This is a genomic window from Nocardioides sp. NBC_00850, assembly GCF_045207335.1.
Lineage (GTDB): Bacteria > Actinomycetota > Actinomycetes > Propionibacteriales > Nocardioidaceae > Nocardioides.
The window spans coordinates 1738544-1754823 of record NZ_CP108845.1 but is presented as its reverse complement, the minus strand read 5'-3'; the positions used below and the strand labels follow the sequence as shown (position 1 = coordinate 1754823).

Genomic DNA, 16280 nt, shown 5'->3' with positions numbered 1-16280 from the left:
TTCCATTCCGCGGACCAGTCGTCCACTATTTGGACAATCGGGGTTCAGCGAGCGCGGAGGCGGCGCAACATCCGGGCGTCGTCGAAGCCCACCGCACGGGCGGCCGACTCCATGGTGGTGCCCGCGGCCAGCAGATGGTCGGCCCGCTCGCGGCGAAGAGCCTGTTGGTAGCGGAGCGGGGTGAGGCCGGTCGCACCTACGAAGGCGCGGGTCAGGGTGCGTTCACTCACCCCCGCGCCGTCCGCCAGCGCGGAGAGCGGAAGCGGCTCGGCGAACCGGGCGTCGATGACGTCCTGCACGTGGTGGACGGTGTCGTCGAGATGGTTCCGATGGCGCAGCAGGACGCTCTCCTGCGGCTGGTCGCCGTTGCGCCGCGCGTAGACGACCATGTCGCGGGCCACTCGAGCCGCCAGCGCCGGTCCGTGGCGCACCGCGAGCAGGTGCAGGCTCAGGTCGATGCCGCTGGCGATGCCTGCTGACGTCACGATCCGGTCATCGCTGGTGAAGAGCACGTCGCGCACCACCCGGGCTTTCGGGTAGCGCCGGGACAGCGCGTCCTGGAGATCGTGATGGGTGGTGCAGCGACGCCCGTCGAGGAGGCCCGCCTGCCCGAGGGCGTCGGCGCCGGCGCAGACGCTGGCCACCTCGCCCCCGGCCGCATGATGGGCACGCAGCCGCTCGGCGGTCTCGCGGGTGAGCCGAGGGCCGGCGACGAGGTCGTACGCCGCTCGCCAGCCCGGCACGACGAGCAGATCACCGGGATCGAGATCGGGCCATTCCCCGGTGACGGCCAGCGGCAGTCCCTGCGCGGAGAGCACCTCCCCCGGCTCGGCGCCCGCGACGTACGCGAGGTCGTAGGGGTGTCCCAGGCTGCCCGCGGTGTGGAACGCCTGTGCCGGCCCGGCGAGGTCGAGCAGATGTACGCCGGGCAGCAGCACGAACACGACGGCGCTCATGCCGCAGATGCTGCCACAGCCTCCAGATCGTCGATCGTCGCGATCTCGGCGAACCGGCCGCTGAGCACGAGTTTCGTACGCTCCACGACCTCCTCGGCCGACAGCCCGCCCAGCGGCTCGGTGGTGACCGCGTCGGCGACGTAGGTGACCCGGTAGCCGAGGTCGGACCCGACCCGCGCGGTGGTCTCGACGCACTGCTCGGCGCGGATCCCGCACACCACGAGCTCGGTGATCCCGCGCTCGGTCAGCACCTGCTGCAGGTTGGTCGTGGTGAAGGCGTTGTGGGCGGTCTTCCGCAGCTCGACATCGCCCGGCATGGGGCCGCTGAGCCCGTCGAGGTAGCGAACGTGACCCGACTCCGGGTCGAAGACGCCGCCGCTGCCGGGCTCGGTGTGGAGCACCCAGACCACCAGGTCGCCCGCGGCCCGCGCGAGGCTCACCAGCCGGTCGGCGCGGTCGGCGATGTCGGGGTGGAGGGTCTTCTGCCAGGCCTCCCGCTGCCGAAAGGACTCCTGGATGTCGATGACGAGAAGGGCTCGGTTGCTCATGTCTCCAGTGTGCGAGCTGCCCGCTCGACGCACGAGGCATCAAGCGGGCAGCATCCGGAACGATCCGGTCAGGCAGCGGCAACCGTGTTCTGTGTGGTGGCCGCTCCCTCGGCAGGCGCGAGGGCGCCGCGTACGACATCCCTGACATCGCTCACCAGGTTGATCTTCAGGGCCTGCTTCACCTCGTCGGGGACCTCGTCCAGGTCGGGCTCGTTGCGCTGGGGCACGAAGACCTCGGTCAGGCCGGCTCGCTGGGCGGCGAGCAGCTTCTGCTTGAGGCCGCCGATGGGCAGCACCCGCCCGGAGAGCGAGACCTCACCGGTCATGCCGACCTCGCTGCGCACCGGGCGACCGGTCGCGAGAGAGGTGAGCGCCGTGACCATCGTGATGCCGGCGCTCGGGCCGTCCTTGGGGACCGCACCCGCGGGCACGTGGACGTGGAGCGAGCGGTCGAGCACGGCCGGGTCGACGCCCAGCTCGGCGGCGTGCGAGCGGACGAAGGAGAGCGCGATCTGCGCGGACTCCTTCATCACCTCGCCGAGCTGGCCGGTGATGTTCAGTCCAGCCTGCCCGTCTGCCGAGGACGCCTCGATGAAGAGCACGTCCCCACCGAGCCCGGTGACAGCCAGTCCGGTCGCGACCCCCGGGACAGAGGTACGCTCCGCCGACTCCGGCGTGAACCGCGGCCGTCCGACCAGCTCCTTGAGGTTGTCCAGACCGATCTCGACGTGCTCCGCACCGGTCGCCAGCTTCGTCGCCACCTTGCGCAGCGCCTTGGCGATGAGCCGCTCGAGCTGGCGTACGCCCGCCTCGCGGGTGTAGTTCGCGGCCAGCTCACGCAGGGCGTCGTCAGTCACCGTGGCCTCCTCCGAGGTCACCGCGGCGCGCTCGAGCTGCCTGGGCAGCAGGAAGTCACGGGCGATGGCGACCTTGTCGTCCTCGGTGTAGCCGTCGATCGTGACCAGCTCCATCCGGTCCAGCAGCGCCGACGGGATCTGCTCGACCACGTTGGCGGTGGCGATGAACAGGACGTCGGAGAGGTCCAGGTCGAGCTCGAGGTAGTGGTCGCGGAAGGTGTGGTTCTGCGCCGGGTCGAGCACCTCCAGCAGCGCGGCGGCAGGGTCACCCCGATAGTCGGAGCCGACCTTGTCGACCTCGTCCAGGAGCACGACCGGGTTCATCGAGCCGGCCTCCTTGATGGCCCGCACGATCCGGCCCGGCAGCGCGCCGACGTAGGTGCGCCGGTGACCCCGGATCTCGGCCTCGTCGCGGACGCCGCCCAGCGCGACCCGGACGAACTTCCGTCCGAGCGAACGCGCGACCGACTCACCCAGCGAGGTCTTGCCGACCCCTGGCGGGCCGGCGAGCAGCACCACGGCACCGGAGCCGCGGCCACCGATGACCTGCAGGCCACGCTCGGCACGTCGGGTCCGCACCGCCAGGTACTCCACGATCCGGTCCTTGACCTCCTCGAGGCCGTGGTGGTCGGCGTCGAGCACCTCACGAGCCGCGACCACGTCGGTCGAGTCCTCGGTCCGGACCGACCACGGCAGCTCAAGCACCGTGTCCAGCCAGGTGCGGATCCAGGCGGTCTCGGGGTTCTGCTCGGAACCACGCTCGAGCTTGTCGACCTCGCGCAGCGCGGCCTCGCGTACGGCCTCGGGAAGGTCGGCGGCCTCGACGCGGGCCCGGTAGTCGTCGGACCCCTCGGGCTCGCCCTCACCGAGCTCCTTGCGGATCGCGGCGAGCTGCTGGCGCAGCAGGAACTCCCGCTGCGTCTTCTCCATGCCCTCGCGTACGTCCTCGGCGATCTTGTCGCTGACCTCCGACTCCGCGATGTAGTCCTTCGCCCAGGCGATCACCTTCTCGAGACGCTCGGTGACGTCCGGCGTCTCCAGCAGCTCGCGCTTGGCATCGTCGTCGAGATAGGGCGCGTAGCCGGCGGTGTCAGCGATCTCCGACGGCTCGGTGAGCCGGTTGACCTGGTCGATGACCGGCCATGCCTCGCGACGCTGGAGCACGGCGACGACCAGCCGCTTGTACTCCTCGGCCAGCTCCTTCGCGTGCTCCGTCGTGGTCTCGGCGGCGGTCTCGACCTCGACCCACAGCGCAGCACCGGGGCCGGTCACGCCGGAGCCGATCTTCGCGCGGTCGACGGCCCTCAGCACCGCCGCGGGCTCACCGCCCCGGAACCGGCCGACGCGCTCGATCGTGGCGACAGCGCCGTACGTCGCATACCGGTCCCCCAGCCGCGGCGCGACCAGCAGCCGGCTCTCCGACCCGGCCCGGGCGGCGTCGATCGCAGCCTGCGCGGCCTCGTCGAGCTCGATGGGTACGACCATCCCCGGCAGGACCACGGCATCCGAGACGAACAGCACAGGAAGCTTGTCCATTGCGGACCCTCCTAGAAAAGTTGAGTGATACTCGCTCAACTTGCGAGGGCAACCGGATGTTCCCTCCGGTTATCGTGTTCGCTGTCAGCGGACGCCGCGGCGGGGTAACACGGTGTCCACTCGGGTAGCAGCGTGCTGCAGCCCGCTGCTACCCGTTGTAACACCGTGTTACCCCTGGCGCGCCTCGTCGGTCAGCCGCCGCAGCAGCTCCAGCACACCCTCCGGCCCCGACACCTCGAGATCGGCGAGATCAGCGAGCGGGCCCCGGTCGGGGCCGGCGTGGGAGTAGACGAGCAGCGTCGCCGACCCAGTGGTCTTTCCCCAGGCCCTGACCGCCTCGAACGCCTCGATGTCACCCAGATCGTCACCGCCGAAGAGGATCGCGCCGGGCGAGACCTCGGAGATCAGCGTGTCGATCGCATGACCCTTGTGCATGCCAGGAGCACGCACCTCGATGACCTGCTTGCCGGGCTCGATCACGAGCCCGTGCTCGCCGGCCAGCTCGGTCAGCGGCGGAAGCAGACGCGCGGCGAGGCCGTCAGGGTCGGGGAATCGGCGGGTGTGCACCCCGACGGCGAGCCCCTTCTCTTCGATGTAGGCGTCCTGCGCCCCGTGAGCGGCGAGCACCTCCGGCAGCGCCGCCTCGAAGGCGGCCAGCCCCTCGGGCGGCGGCGGGCCGACGACGACCCTGTCGGCACCGCTCCAGCGCTCGTTGCCGTACTGCCCGAAGACGTACAGCTCCTTGCCCTCCTCCGCGAGCGCGTCGGCGATCGCGGCCAGCCCGCCGAGCTCGACGACCTGTCCGGCCGGACGGCCGGTGACGATGGCCAGTGCCTTCACCCGGGATGCGAGCGCGATCAGGACCGTGGCCGCGTCCGGATGGATCCGAGCCGAAGCCGGGTCCTCGACGATCGGGGAGAGCGTGCCGTCGAAGTCGAGACCGACGAGGGTCTCGGCGGCAGCAGCCGCGATCGCGGCGTACTTCTGCTCTCCTGTGGTGCCATCAGGCTGGAGTTCGGCCATGCCTCAACTGTGACACGGCAACCACCTCGGGGCCGACCGCGAGGGCACCGCCGTGCGGTAGATCACACACCCTCGACAACGGCCGGAAAGGTTCAGAGTGCCCCGGTCAGAACCACTGTCAACCGGTCGCCCTTCATCGAGCCCTCGACCGACACGTGGGTACGTTTGATGCCGAGGTCATCCGCGAGCTGCTGACCCTCGCGCTTCATCTCGCCCGGGTAGTAGACGGTGTTCTCCGGGATGGAGCCCATCCAGTTGTCCTCGCCGACGACGTTCCAGCCGACCGTGGTCGCCTTCGCCGCGACGTCGCCGGCCAAGCCGACGATATTCGACTGGTTGTAGACCTCGACGCTGACCTTGGCGCGGTCGACCGGCGAAGGCTCGGCCTTAGGCGGCTTCTTCTCCTCGGCCTTGGCCGCCTTCGGTGAGGCCGACGCCGAAGCCGAGGGGCTGCCGCCGGCCTGGGCGATCTCCTTGCCCTCGTCTCCATCGCCACCGGTGATCCAGAAGATGATCACCGCGGCGACGACGGCCACCACGCTCAGCGCGATGACGGGTGTGGGGAGCGCGACGCCACGCTCACCCTTCGAAGGACGTACGCAGCCGGTCATTCAGACCTCGAAACCGAGCCGTCTCGCCGAGCGCTGACGCTGCCGGGCCGCGCGGAGCCGTCGCAGGCGGCGTACCAGCAGGGGGTCGGCCTCGAGGGCCTCCGGCTTGTCGATGAGAGCGTTGAGCACCTGGTAGTAACGGGTGGCGGACATGTTGAACGCCTCGCGCACAGCGGCTTCCTTGGCTCCGGCGTACTTCCACCACTGACGCTCGAAGTCGAGGATCTGCTTGTCGCGCTCGCTGAGGCTCGCGGGGTCCTCGCCTGGGCCTGTGACCTGCACGTTGACAGCGCTCATTCCTCGTCCCCCGGTGTCGTCTGCATCTGACCACACCCTAACGCGCCGAACTACACCGCTGTGGTTCACCCTCCCGGCGTGTTACTCGACAGGTATTCGGATCGGGGGACCGGAAGTCACGGGTGGAACGACTCGGCGCCGAACCTGGCCCCGGTCCATTACAGTCGGAGATGTGCAGGCTGACCTGGTAATCGTGGCCAATCGGCTCCCCGTGGATCGTGTGGAGATGCCGGACGGAACGAAGGCGTGGCGACGCTCTCCAGGAGGCCTGGTCAGCGCCCTCGAGCCGGTCCTGCGGGCCAACGACGGTGTCTGGATCGGCTGGCCCGGGGGCATCGACGAGGACCTCGAGCCGTTCGAGGACGACGGGCTCCACCTGCTGCCGATGACGATGACCGCCGAGGACATCGAGGAGCACTACGAGGGCTTCTCCAACGGCACCCTGTGGCCGCTCTACCACGATGTCGTGGCCAAGCCGGAGTTCCACCGCGAGTGGTGGGACGGCTACCAGCGCGTCAACCGGAGGTTCGCCGAGAAGTGCGCGGAGGTCGCCGCGAAGGGCGCGACCGTCTGGGTGCAGGACTACCAGCTCCAGCTGGTCCCGCAGATGCTGCGCGAGCTCCGCCCCGACCTGCGCATCGGCTTCTACCTGCACATCCCGTTCCCGCCGGCCGAGCTCTTCCAGCAGGTCCCCTGGCGCCGCCAGCTCCTCGAGGGCCTCCTCGGCGCCGACCTGGTCGGCTTCCAGCTGCCCCAGGCGGCCCAGAACTTCGTCCGCCTGGTGCGCCAGCGCGTCGGCCACAAGACCCACCGTGACCTGGTCTATCTCCCCGACGGGCGCACCGTGCACGCGGCCGCCTTCCCGATCTCGATCGACTTCATCGGCTTCGACGAGATGGCCCACGACGAGGGCGTCAACCAGCGCGCCAAGGAGATCCGCCAGCAGCTCGGCGACCCGAGGAAGATTCTGCTCGGCGTCGACCGGCTCGACTACACCAAGGGCATCTACGCCAGGCTGCGCGCCTACGGCGAGATGCTCCGCGACACCGAGCTCGACGTCGAGGACGCGATCTTCGTCCAGGTGGCGGTGCCGTCGCGGGAGCGCGTCGAGCAGTACCGCAAGCTGCGCGACGACATCGACCGCCTCGTCGGCCGGCTCAACGGCGACCTCGGCCGCATCGGCCGTCCCGCGATCTCCTACCTCCACACCTCGCTCCCCCGCGCGGAGATGGCCGCGCTCTACCGCGCCGCCGACATCATGGTCGTCACCCCCTACCGCGACGGCATGAACCTGGTCGCGAAGGAGTACGTCGCCTGCCGCTACGACAACGACGGCGCCCTCGTGCTCTCCGAGTTCGCCGGCGCGGCCGAGGAGCTGCGCCAGGCCTGGCTCGTGAACCCCTACGACATCAACGGGATGAAGGCCGCGCTGCTCGAGGCGTACAAGGCCGAGCCGAAGGAGCTCACCCGCCGGATGCGGGCCATGCGCAAGCAGGTCGCCTCCAAGGACGTACGTTACTGGGCCGACTCGTTCCTCGAGGAGCTCGCGGCGGTACAGGGCAGCCACACCAAGAACGTGCTTCCGCCCAACGCCCACTAGGACCGGCCAGGTGGCTAGAGTCGACGCGTGACCACCAACTCTGACCCGATCAGGTGGGGAATTCTCGGCACCGGCCGGATCGCCCACTCCCTCGCCACCGATCTGATGCTCGTCCCCGACGGCCGGCTCGCGGCCGTCGGCTCCCGGAGCAAGGAGTCCGCGGAGACGTTCGCGAAGGAGTACGCCGCCGACGGCCCGGTCCGCGCGTACGGCTCCTATGAGGAGCTGGCCGCCGACGAGGACGTCGACGTCGTCTATGTCGCCTCCCCCCACTCCCACCACCTCGAGCACGCCACCCTCATGCTCGAAGCCGGCAAGCACGTGCTGTGCGAGAAGGCCCTGACGCTCAACGCCGCCGACTCCCAGAAGATGGTCGACCTGGCCACCTCCAAGAAGCTCTTCCTCATGGAAGCCATGTGGATGGCGACCAACCCGATCATCCGGCGCCTCGTCACCGACGTGAAGTCGGGCCGCTTCGGCGTCCCCCGTCACGTACACGCCGAGCTCGGCTTCGTCGCCGACCCCGACCAGCACCAGCGCCTCCTCGACCCCGCGCTCGGCGCCAGCGCGCTGCTCGACATGGGCATCTACCCGCTCACCTTCGCCCACCTGCTCTTCGGCGAGGCACGCGCGCTGACCGCTCAGGCCAACCTCGGGAAGGGTGAGGACGGCGGCACTTTCGACCTCGACCTGGTGATGACCGGGAAGTACGCCGGCAACGAGCTCTCCACCATGGTCTCCTCGGTCACCTCCTACTCCTCGCGCTCGGCGGCCATCGCCACCGACCAGGGCCGCATCGAGCTGACCGACTTCCACCACCCGTCCTCGGCGGTCTTCAAGCCCGCCAACGGCGACGAGCCCGTCGAGATCGTCGGCGACGAGCCCGTCATCGGCGCCGCGTACGGCAACGAGATCGCCGAGGTGCAGCGCTGCCTGCGCGAAGGCCTCCTGGAGTCCCCGCTGGTGCCCCACAGCCAGACGCTCAGCCTGATGCGTCAGATGGACATGATCCGCGAGTCCATCGGCGCCCGCTACGCCACCGAGTCCTGACGAGTCACCCCCGCCGGCCGAGACGTCAGCTGCGTCGGTCGAGTTGGCATCCAGGTGCCGACTCGACCGACGCGAGTGACGTCTCGGCCGACGTACCTGACGCCTCGGCTCTCAGGCGGTGTTCGGCTTCTCGTTGAACGTATGGTGCGGCTGCACGACGGCGAGGAGCTCGCGGGCGAGATCGGGGCCGAGGGCGCCCCAGTGGTCCTTGTAGCCGTAGACACCGGCGAGAGTGCGTGACTCGTAGTCGCCGTTCATGACCTCGATGTCGTGGGGTGTGATCAGGCCGGGGTGGGCGACGCCGACGGCGGCGGAGACCTTCGTCAGCTCCCGGCGCAGGGTCCTGAGGTAGCTGGCGCAGCGATCGCCCTTGTCCTGCGGGTCGAGGCCGCCGGAGAGCCACTTGCTCTGCGTCGCGACACCGGTCGGACAGGTGTCGTCGTGGCACTTCTGAGCCTGGATGCAGCCGATCGACATCATCGCCTCGCGGCCGACGTTGACCATGTCCGCACCGAGCGCGAAGGCGACGGCGGCGTTCTCCGGCAGGCCGACCTTGGCCGAACCGATGAAGGTGACCGAATCGGTCAGGCCGAGCTCGGCGAAGGTGCCGTAGACCCGCGAGAAGCCGATCCGGTACGGCATCGCGACCGCGTCGGAGAAGATCAGCGGCGCGGCGCCGGTGCCACCCTCGCCGCCGTCGACGGTGATGAAGTCGACGCCCCGCTCGCCCGACCGCATCTTGCCGGCGAGCTCCTGCCAGAACTCCATCTCACCGACCGCCGACTTGATGCCGACCGGCAGCCCGGTCTCGGCGGCGATCATCTCGACGAAGTCGAGCATCGAGTCGACGTCGTGGAAGGCGGAGTGGCGAGACGGCGACACGCAGTCCTTGCCGAGCTCGATGCCACGGATCTCGGCGATCTCCGGGGTCACCTTGGCCGCCGGCAGCAGTCCACCGAGGCCCGGCTTGGCGCCCTGGGAGAGCTTGATCTCGATCGCCTTGACCGGCGCAGTGGCGACCCGCTCCTTGAGCCGGTCGATCGAGAAGGTGCCGTCGGCGTTCCGGCACCCGAAGTAGGCGGTGCCGATCTGCATCACCAGATCCGCACCACCTTCGAGGTGGTAGGGCGAGATGCCGCCCTCACCGGTGTTGTGCATCGCCCCGGCCCGGCGTGCGCCCAGGTTGAGCGCCTTGATCGCCGGCCCGGACAGCGACCCGAACGACATCGCCGAGATGTTGACGACCGACTCCGGCCGGAACGCCTTCGCGCGCCCGCGCGGACCTCCGAGCACCTTCGCCGACGGGAGCTTGGCGGCCCGGTCGTGGTCGTCGGGCAGGGAGTCGGCGAACGTACGGTGCTTGATGTGGATGTGGCCCTGGACGTGCTCGATGTCGTTGTCGGTGCCGAAGCCGAAGTAGTTGTTCTGCTCCTTGGCCGAGGCGTAGACCCAGCGCCGCTGGTCACGGCTGAAGGGCCGCTCCTCGTCGTTGTCGGCGACGATGTACTGCCGCAGCTCCGGCCCGATCTTCTCCATCAGGTACCGCGCGTGCCCGATCACCGGGAAGTTCCGCAGGATTGCGTGCTTGCGCTGGGTCAGGTCGCGCGCGGCGACCACGCCGGCGGCAACTGCCACTCCCCCGAGGAGGGTCGTCATCTTCATGTACGTCTTCCTACCCGGCGGCCACCTGGTTGTAAACGTCGGGGTCGGTGTCGCCGGGCGTCGCTCAGGCGAACTCGGGAATGACCTTCGACTCGAAGAGCTCGATGGAGGCGCGGTCGTAGGCGGCGTCGGCGAAGTAGCCGATGGCGTACGTCATCCCCAGCTCCTCGACGGCCTTCAGCTTCTCCACGGCCTGGTCCGGGGTGCCGACCAGCGAGGTCGGACCGTCGACGGCGCCGTTGACGACCTCAGCCGCCTTGGCTGCGCCCAGGTGCGGCACCAGCCGGGCCTCCCAGGCCTTGACCTTCTCGGCGACCTCGGCCTCGTTCTCCCCGAGCAGCACGTTGTAGTTCGACGAGCGGGTGATCTCCGCGAAGTCGCGCCCGAGGGTCTCGCAGTGGCCGCGCAGGATGTCGGACTTCGCCTTGAAGGTCTCCGGGTCACCGAGGAAGTTGGTGTAGTCGGCGTACTGCGCCGCGATCTTGAGGGTCACCTTCTCGCCGCCGCCGGCGATCCACAGCGGGATGCCGGAACGGCCCTGCTGAAGAGGCAGCGGCTGACAGATGGCGCCGTCGACCTGGTAGTACTTCCCGTCCAGCGACGAGATGCCCTTGGTCCAGGCCTGCTGGAAGATCTGGACGCCCTCGCGGAGCATGCCGAGACGGTCGCGCGCCTCCGGGAAGCCGTAGCCGTAGGCCCGCCACTCGTGCTCGTACCAGCCCGCACCGATGCCCATCTCGACCCGGCCGCCACTGATGTGGTCGGCGGTCGCGGCGACCTTCGCCAGGTAGGCCGGGTTGCGGTAGGACATGCACGAGCACATCTGCCCGAGGCGCACCCGCGACGTCACCGCGCCCAGGCCCGCCATCAGCGACCAGGCCTCGTGGGTCGCCTGGTCGGAGGGCTCCGGGGTGGTGTGGAAGTGGTCGTAGACCCAGATCGACTCCCAGTTCCCGGCATCGGCGTGCAGAGCCAGGTCCTTCATCGTCGTCCACTGGTCCGCCGGGTCGATCCCGACGAGGTCGAAGCGCCATCCCTGCGGGACGAAGAAACCGAACTTCATGTCTACTCCTTGATGAGTCCACCTGAGTTACCACGGACAACTTAGCCGTCGGTGCCAGCCGATACCCTCATGATTTATGAGCGAGCGACAGCGAGCGACGATCGGCCTCAGGCCGCCACTTCCGTACTCTTCGCCTTGCCCTACGGAGGTGGCGGCATGAGCGCACTCGCCGGACTCGTGGACAAAGGCCTGATGGCTGCCGACTGGGCCGAGGCGCTGGCGCCGGCCGAGCCGCAGATCGAGCAGATGGGCCGCTTCCTGCGCGACGAGCTGGCGGCCAGGCGTCCCTACCTTCCCGACGGCGACCGCATCTTCAACGCCTTCCGGCGCCCACTGCGAGACGTACGCGTCCTGATCGTCGGCCAGGATCCCTACCCGACCATCGGGCACCCGATCGGGCTCAGCTTCGCGGTCGAGAAGGACGTACGTCCCCTGCCGGCGTCGCTGCGGAACATCTATGCCGAGCTGGCCACCGACCTCGACCTGAAGATGCCCGAGCACGGCGATCTGTCGACCTGGGCCGACCGCGGCGTGATGCTGCTCAACACGTCGCTGACGGTGCGGCCGGGTGCTCCCGCATCCCACTCGAAGAAGGGCTGGGAGGAGGTCACCGGGCGGGCGATCGACGTCCTCGGCCGTCGCGGCGGACCGCTGGTGGCGATCCTGTGGGGCCGGCACGCGCAGAATCTCGAGCCACGGCTCAACGGGGTGCCCGCGATCAAGTCCGTGCACCCCTCGCCGCTCTCCGCACGCCGGGGCTTCTTCGGGTCCCAGCCGTTCTCCCGCGCCAACGCCCTCCTGGTCGAGCAGGGCGGTTCCCCGGTCGACTGGTCCCTTCCGGATTAGGATCGGCCCCATCGGCCCATCGGCGCGGTGAACGGGGGTCACGTGGGCGAGAACACGACCGGACCGACGCTGTCGGTGTCACGGCGGCTCAAGATCGGCGGGACCATCGTCGTCGTCCTGATGGCGGTCTGGGCCGCGGTGCTCGGAGGACGGGCCCTCCTGGAACGGGCCGGTCCTCCGGAGTTCCCCGCGACCGACGTACGCGACTGGGCGACCTTCTCCGACCACCTCGTCCTCGGCACCGCCGGCCCTGCCGACACAGACCGGCTCGAGGTCACGACCGTCCTGTGGAGCCGGCAGGGAGCCCATCCCATCGGCCGCGGGATCAACCTCGACGCCGACATGACCGAGGGCGAGGCGTACGCCGTGCCGGTGGCCTGGCTCGAGGGCGGCGGCGGACGCTGGGTGGCGCTGGCGGCCGAGGCGGTGCTCCCCCTCGACGGCGGACGGATCACCGGGGGCGGCCAGACCTGGGCGGCCGACCACGCCGGGGAGTCGCCCCGGGGCCTCGCCACCGAGCTCTACGAGACCGGTCCGTACCCGGCCGCCGTCCCCTACCTCTATGAGAGTCTCGAGCAAAGACTCGCCGCTGTGGAGCGGTAGGTAAGATTTCAAGCGTGAGCCAGGACTCCCCCACGCGGCCCCAACGCGCCAACTGGCTTCGGGCCGGCATTTGGTCGCTCGGCTTCGTCGCCCTGCTCTGGGTGCTCGAGGCCACCGACTACATCAGCGGGCACCAGCTCGACACGCTCGGCATCCAGCCACGCACCGACGCCGGCCTGCTCGGCATCGTGTTCGCTCCGGTGCTCCACTTCGGCTGGGCCCACCTCTACGGCAACACCCTGTTCGCGCTGGTCCTCGGCTTCCTGGTGCTCGCCTCGGGCGTCGGCCGCGGGATCGTGGCGACGCTCATCATCTGGGTGGTCGGAGGCGTCGGCGTCTGGCTGATGTCACCCCCGGGCAGCATCACCGCCGGCACCTCGATGCTGATCTTCGGCTGGCTCGTCTACCTGATCCTGCGCGGCCTGTTCAGCCACCGCGTCGGCCAGATCGTCATCGGCGTGCTCATCTTCCTGGCCTGGGGCAGCCTCCTCCTCGGCGTACTCCCCGGGCAGACCGGTGTTTCCTGGCAGGGCCACCTCTTCGGTGCGATCGGTGGCGCGCTGGCGGCCTGGCTGCTCAACGACCCGCCCAAGAAACAGGCCCAGAAGCAGTCCGTCTGAAGCTGCAGTCGCAGAATACTGCCATGCAGATCCTCTCCATCCAGTCGCACGTGGCCTTCGGCTACGTCGGCAACTCGGCGGCAGTCTTCCCGATCCAGCGCCTCGGTCACGAGGTCTGGCCCGTGCTCACGGTCAACTTCTCCAACCACACCGGCTACGGCGCGTGGCGTGGACCGGTCGTGGCCGCCGACCAGGTCGCCGAGGTCATCGAGGGCATCTCCGAACGCGACGGTCTCTCCACCGTCTCCGCGGTCCTGTCCGGCTACCAGGGCGACCCGGCCGTCGGCGCGATCATCCTGGATTCCGTACGCCGCGTGAAGGCGCTCAACCCGCGGGCCCTCTACTGCTGCGACCCGGTGATGGGCGACGTAGGGCGCGGCATGTTCGTCCGTGAGGGCATCCCGGAGTTCATGCGCGACGAGGTCGTCCCCGCCGCCGACGTGATCACCCCCAACCACTTCGAGCTCAACTTCCTCGCCGGCCTCGAGTCGACCGACACGCTGCAGGAGGTGCTCGCCGCCGTCGACATCGTGCGTGAGTCCGGCCCGTCCAACGTGCTGGTGACCTCGGTGATCACCAAGGACCCCACTCACCTCGACCTGGTCGCCGTCTCCGACGAGGGCGCCTGGTCGGTCACCACTCCCCTGCTCCCGATCTCCCCCAACGGCGGCGGCGACGTCACCGCGGCGGTCTACCTCTCCCACCTGCTCTCGACCGGCTCGACGCCGGCCGCTCTCGGCCGCACCGCGAACACCCTCTTCGCCATCCTCGACCGCACCCTGAAGTCCGGCCGCCGCGAGCTCGAGCTCGTCGCTTCCCAGGACGACATCGCCAACCCGCCGACGACGTACGAGGTCACTCAGCTCCGCTGATCAGTAGGACTTGCCATCGGCGTAACGCTGCCGCCGCCAGGCCCTGCCGCTTCCCCGGTTCTTGGCCTTGTACGTCGGCAGCTGGCTGTCGCAGTTCGGACAGACCAGCCTCAGATTCTCGCGTCTGTTGTTGGTGGCGTCGCCGTCGATGTGGTCGAGCACGAAGGCGAGTTCGAGGCCGTTCCACTCAGACGGGATCGCGCAGACCGCACAGAGGCCACCCTGCTGCTGAAGGACGTAGTCGCGAATGTAGTGGCGGCGCTTGCTCTGCGCCTTCCCGATCCCGGTGGAAAGCCACTCCTCGACCATGCGCGTCTGCTTCACCTGCATCTGACAGGCATTGCTGCAGTAGATCTTCTGGTGTCGCTGGGTCAGCTCCCGGCCGCACCCCAAGCATCGGGTCATGGCAATGACTGTACGGCCGACCTCCGACAGTTTTGTGGAGCCGGTGACAGGAGTCGAACCCGCGACATTTCGCTTACAAGGCGAACGCTCTACCAACTGAGCTACACCGGCGTGCCGTACGTCTCCGTGACGGCGGGACAATCGTAGCCAGTCGTGGGCCGATGTACGCAGCCGACGCGGCTAGCGCGCGGGATCTAGCGGGACGTACTCGTGGGCGGTGAGGGCGCCGTTGGTCTCCAGCTCGACGGACTGGACGCCGACGGGGAGCCCGTCGGCGTAGGTGATCAGGGTGACCTCGGCGGTGCGGCGGATCTTCCCCATCGCGAAGGCGTACGCGGCGCCGCCCGTGGTGCCGTTGGTGTAGGTCCAGCCGATCTCACCGTTCTCGCCGATCACCTCGCTCGGTCCCTGGTGGACGTGGCGGTGGCCGCCGACGACGAGGGTCGCGCAGCCGCGTCGCAGGGTCTCGCGGCCCAGCGACGGGTCGTGGACGAGGAGGGTCGCGACGGGCTTGCCCTCCTCCTTCGAGGCACAGGCGATGTCGGCCAGCTTCTCGCCGGCCTCCTCGAGGGTGACGCCCTTCTCGTCGATCCAGTTGCCGAGGCCGCTGGTGCGCGGGTCGGGTACGCCCAGGAGCGTCGAGCCGCCGGGGCCGTCGACGACCTCGCCGTCGAGCACGGTCCAGCCCTTCTTGGCCAGGTAGTTGCCGACCGTCGGGCCGTGGTCGTGGTTGCCGGTGATCGCCCACTTGTCCAGGCCGTCGCTGGCATCGGTGAGCGAGTCGAGGGAGAAGGTCTCCCAGTCGGACCCGGTCGAGGTGTCGTCGCCGGCGTCGAGGATGCCGGTCGCGCCGCCCTCGTCGGCGATCGCGCGCACGACGGCGTCCATGCCGACGTTGTCGTGGCGGTCGGAGACGAGGACCGACACGGTCTCGTCCTCGCCCGGCTCGCGCAGCGCCAGGTCCGGCACCTTTTCCACGACCTTCTCGTAGAAGGTCCGGCTGGAGTTGTAGGTGTCGACGGCGCTGGCCACGAGCCGGCGGGTCTGGTTGGCGTAGGCGTCGCCGCGGACCTCCACATCGGCCAGCTCCTCGGGCACAGGGATTGCCGCGCCGAGGAAGTCGGCCAGCGGAGTCCATTCACCGGCGACCGGTCCGGCCTCCTGGTCCGCCCCGGGCGCTCCGGACTCACCCCAGGGCTGCCAGACCGCGACCGCGAGCACGGCCACCGTGACCACGCCGATGCCCACCCTGGTGAGGCCGTGCCGCGTACGGGCCGATTCCTTGATACGTCTGCGCAGGTCGGCGCGGCGTTGGGAGCCGGGCAGCCGCCACAGCAGGATTCCCCCGGCGACGATCGCCAAGGAGATCGCGGCGCCGCGGAGTACGGCGGCGACGAGCATCGACTCGACCTGCTCCACCACGACCGCGCGCTGGCCGTCGGGGGCTGACCCGAGGACTGCGTAGCGCTCGAAGAGCTCGTCCATCGACCGCAGCTCGGTCTTCCCGAGGGTCACGTCGACACCGATCGGGCCACCGACGTCCAGGCGTACGTCAGGCAGCACCGGTCCGGTGTGGATGACCGCTTTCCCCGAGAGCGTCGGGCGCAGGACCGAGTCGTGGCCGGCCAGGACCACCTGGCGTTCGCTGGACAGGAAGAGCCACGCGCTCAGCGCCACGGCGAGCACGAGCCACAGCACTCCGAGCCCCGCCCAGACGGCGAGGCCCCGAAA

Annotated in this window: 16 protein-coding genes and 1 tRNA gene; 6 read left to right on the top strand and 11 right to left on the bottom strand. The window is 69.4% G+C overall.

What is annotated here, in order from left to right:
- Positions 1-44: 44 nt before the first annotated feature.
- From OH802_RS08595 to OH802_RS08570, 6 genes are all read right to left on the bottom strand, one after another.
- The gene (locus OH802_RS08595) at positions 45-956 is read right to left on the bottom strand and encodes a GlxA family transcriptional regulator (protein ID WP_406026982.1); all 912 of its coding nucleotides are present in this window, start codon (positions 954-956) and stop codon (positions 45-47) included.
- Positions 953-1504, bottom strand: coding sequence for an isochorismatase family protein (locus OH802_RS08590; RefSeq protein ID WP_406026980.1), 552 nt, complete (start codon positions 1502-1504; stop codon positions 953-955). Before OH802_RS08590 ends, OH802_RS08595 begins: the two co-directional genes overlap by 4 nt.
- Positions 1505-1572: 68 nt before the next feature.
- Positions 1573-3897, bottom strand: a complete 2325-nt coding sequence (gene lon, locus OH802_RS08585; protein ID WP_406026977.1) for an endopeptidase La — start codon at positions 3895-3897, stop codon at positions 1573-1575.
- Positions 3898-4065: 168 nt separating this feature from the next.
- Entirely contained in the window at positions 4066-4920 is an 855-nt protein-coding gene (otsB, locus tag OH802_RS08580; RefSeq protein WP_406026975.1) for a trehalose-phosphatase, read from the bottom strand.
- Between the two features lie 92 nt (positions 4921-5012).
- Entirely contained in the window at positions 5013-5531 is a 519-nt protein-coding gene (locus OH802_RS08575; protein WP_406026973.1) for a LytR C-terminal domain-containing protein, read from the bottom strand.
- Positions 5532-5828 (bottom strand): DUF3263 domain-containing protein, encoded by a 297-nt coding sequence (locus OH802_RS08570; RefSeq protein WP_091046051.1) that lies wholly within the window; start codon positions 5826-5828, stop codon positions 5532-5534. It abuts the gene before it with no gap.
- A gap of 157 nt (positions 5829-5985) precedes the next feature.
- On the opposite strand from OH802_RS08570, the gene OH802_RS08565 reads away from it, so the two are divergent.
- A complete protein-coding gene (locus OH802_RS08565; RefSeq protein WP_406029257.1) occupies positions 5986-7428 on the top strand; it encodes a trehalose-6-phosphate synthase in 1443 nt (480 codons plus the stop codon).
- Positions 7429-7455: 27 nt separating this feature from the next.
- The gene (locus tag OH802_RS08560) at positions 7456-8478 is read left to right on the top strand and encodes a Gfo/Idh/MocA family protein (protein WP_406026970.1); all 1023 of its coding nucleotides are present in this window, start codon (positions 7456-7458) and stop codon (positions 8476-8478) included.
- Positions 8479-8589: 111 nt separating this feature from the next.
- Here OH802_RS08560 and OH802_RS08555 read toward each other — a convergent pair whose 3' ends face one another.
- The gene (locus OH802_RS08555) at positions 8590-10140 is read right to left on the bottom strand and encodes an FMN-binding glutamate synthase family protein (protein ID WP_406026968.1); all 1551 of its coding nucleotides are present in this window, start codon (positions 10138-10140) and stop codon (positions 8590-8592) included.
- A gap of 64 nt (positions 10141-10204) precedes the next feature.
- A complete protein-coding gene (locus tag OH802_RS08550; RefSeq protein WP_406026966.1) occupies positions 10205-11203 on the bottom strand; it encodes an LLM class F420-dependent oxidoreductase in 999 nt (332 codons plus the stop codon).
- 156 nt (positions 11204-11359) lie between these two features.
- On the opposite strand from OH802_RS08550, the gene OH802_RS08545 reads away from it, so the two are divergent.
- Genes OH802_RS08545 through pdxY form a run of 4 tightly spaced genes read left to right on the top strand, consistent with a single transcriptional unit; the run spans position 11360 to position 14144 of the window.
- Entirely contained in the window at positions 11360-12049 is a 690-nt protein-coding gene (locus tag OH802_RS08545) for a uracil-DNA glycosylase (RefSeq protein WP_406026964.1), read from the top strand.
- 42 nt (positions 12050-12091) lie between these two features.
- Positions 12092-12652 (top strand): hypothetical protein, encoded by a 561-nt coding sequence (locus tag OH802_RS08540; RefSeq protein ID WP_406026962.1) that lies wholly within the window; start codon positions 12092-12094, stop codon positions 12650-12652.
- A 14-nt stretch (positions 12653-12666) separates the two neighbouring features.
- Positions 12667-13272, top strand: a complete 606-nt coding sequence (locus OH802_RS08535) for a rhomboid family intramembrane serine protease (protein ID WP_378818626.1) — start codon at positions 12667-12669, stop codon at positions 13270-13272.
- A 23-nt stretch (positions 13273-13295) separates the two neighbouring features.
- Positions 13296-14144, top strand: a complete 849-nt coding sequence (pdxY, locus tag OH802_RS08530) for a pyridoxal kinase PdxY (RefSeq protein ID WP_355224452.1) — start codon at positions 13296-13298, stop codon at positions 14142-14144.
- On the opposite strand, the gene OH802_RS08525 is transcribed toward pdxY, so the two are convergent.
- From OH802_RS08525 to OH802_RS08515, 3 genes are all read right to left on the bottom strand, one after another.
- Positions 14145-14549 (bottom strand): HNH endonuclease, encoded by a 405-nt coding sequence (locus OH802_RS08525; protein WP_355020925.1) that lies wholly within the window; start codon positions 14547-14549, stop codon positions 14145-14147.
- A gap of 35 nt (positions 14550-14584) precedes the next feature.
- Positions 14585-14660: transfer RNA gene (locus OH802_RS08520), tRNA-Thr, on the bottom strand.
- Positions 14661-14729: 69 nt separating this feature from the next.
- A complete protein-coding gene (locus tag OH802_RS08515; RefSeq protein ID WP_406026959.1) occupies positions 14730-16247 on the bottom strand; it encodes a metallophosphoesterase in 1518 nt (505 codons plus the stop codon).
- Between the last annotated feature and the right edge of the window lie 33 nt (positions 16248-16280).

Bases quoted from the DNA above. Each gene is read 5' to 3' on its own strand.
- OH802_RS08595 (WP_406026982.1), bottom strand. From the start codon at position 956: ATGAGCGCCGTCGTGTTCGTGCTGCTGCCCGGCGTACATCTGCTCGAC.
- OH802_RS08590 (WP_406026980.1), bottom strand. From the start codon at position 1,504: ATGAGCAACCGAGCCCTTCTCGTCATCGACATCCAGGAGTCCTTTCGG.
- lon (WP_406026977.1), bottom strand. From the start codon at position 3,897: ATGGACAAGCTTCCTGTGCTGTTCGTCTCGGATGCCGTGGTCCTGCCG.
- otsB (WP_406026975.1), bottom strand. From the start codon at position 4,920: ATGGCCGAACTCCAGCCTGATGGCACCACAGGAGAGCAGAAGTACGCC.
- OH802_RS08575 (WP_406026973.1), bottom strand. From the start codon at position 5,531: ATGACCGGCTGCGTACGTCCTTCGAAGGGTGAGCGTGGCGTCGCGCTC.
- OH802_RS08570 (WP_091046051.1), bottom strand. From the start codon at position 5,828: ATGAGCGCTGTCAACGTGCAGGTCACAGGCCCAGGCGAGGACCCCGCG.
- OH802_RS08555 (WP_406026968.1), bottom strand. From the start codon at position 10,140: ATGAAGATGACGACCCTCCTCGGGGGAGTGGCAGTTGCCGCCGGCGTG.
- OH802_RS08550 (WP_406026966.1), bottom strand. From the start codon at position 11,203: ATGAAGTTCGGTTTCTTCGTCCCGCAGGGATGGCGCTTCGACCTCGTC.
- OH802_RS08545 (WP_406026964.1), top strand. From the start codon at position 11,360: ATGAGCGCACTCGCCGGACTCGTGGACAAAGGCCTGATGGCTGCCGAC.
- pdxY (WP_355224452.1), top strand. From the start codon at position 13,296: ATGCAGATCCTCTCCATCCAGTCGCACGTGGCCTTCGGCTACGTCGGC.
- OH802_RS08525 (WP_355020925.1), bottom strand. From the start codon at position 14,549: ATGACCCGATGCTTGGGGTGCGGCCGGGAGCTGACCCAGCGACACCAG.